Annotated in this window: 1 protein-coding gene; it reads right to left on the bottom strand. The window is 67.4% G+C overall.

Annotated elements, in window-relative coordinates:
* A partial coding sequence (locus CKO43_RS25540; RefSeq protein WP_242481428.1) for an FGGY family carbohydrate kinase occupies nt 1-723 on the bottom strand: 723 nt, incomplete at both ends.

The raw sequence follows: 723 nt of genomic DNA, 5'->3' as shown, positions 1-723 counted from the left end.
TGCAGTACGCGCTCCCGCTCTTGAGGCCTCCGAGACCGGCGACCGCCGTCCAGCTGTCGTTGGAGCCGCACAGAACCTTGGCTCCGGCAAGCGCGCCCAGCGCGCCCGCAAGCCCCTCGCGCACCTGACCGACGATGTCTTCCGGCCGCCCGAGCGGGGGAAGAAGCGCGCGTGCAATGCCGAGCCGCGCCGCAACCGAGGCGTCGCCGCCTGCGAGAGATTGCGCCAGCCAATGCTGAGAGACGCGGTCGGACCGGGCGATGCCGGTCAGTTGCAGATTGAGATAATCCTTGGGCTCCAGAACGAGCCGCGTTCGTTCCCAATTCGCCGCCTCATTCTCCTTCAACCAGAGGAGGCGCGCGGTCGGATGGAAGGCGTTGAGGCCTGCGAGCACACCGTCGGCACAGAGAGCCTCGTCTCTGCGCACAGCCGCAAGCACGCTTTCAGCGCGCGAATCGCGAAAGCCGAGCGCCGGACGCACGCTTCTCCCCGCCTGATCGAGAAAGACCTGCGTGCGGGTGAAACCGCACAGCGCCACCGCCGCAACGCCATCGAGGCCCCCCTCGTTCTCGCTTGCGATCCGTTCGCAGGCGCTTGTCAGAGCCTCCCACCAGAACGCCGGCTCCTGCTCGGAATTTCCGGGCGCCTTCTCCTCGAAGCCCGTTTCGGCATTCGCGCTCGCCGCAACCGACCCGTCCGCATCGAACAGGCATGCCTTGAGAG

The sequence above is a fragment of the Rubrivivax gelatinosus genome, assembly GCF_016583785.1.
In the GTDB taxonomy this organism is placed as follows: domain Bacteria; phylum Pseudomonadota; class Gammaproteobacteria; order Burkholderiales; family Burkholderiaceae_C; genus Rubrivivax; species Rubrivivax gelatinosus_B.
Note: the sequence above shows the minus strand (reverse complement) of the source record. Positions and strands in the feature narration are given on the sequence as shown.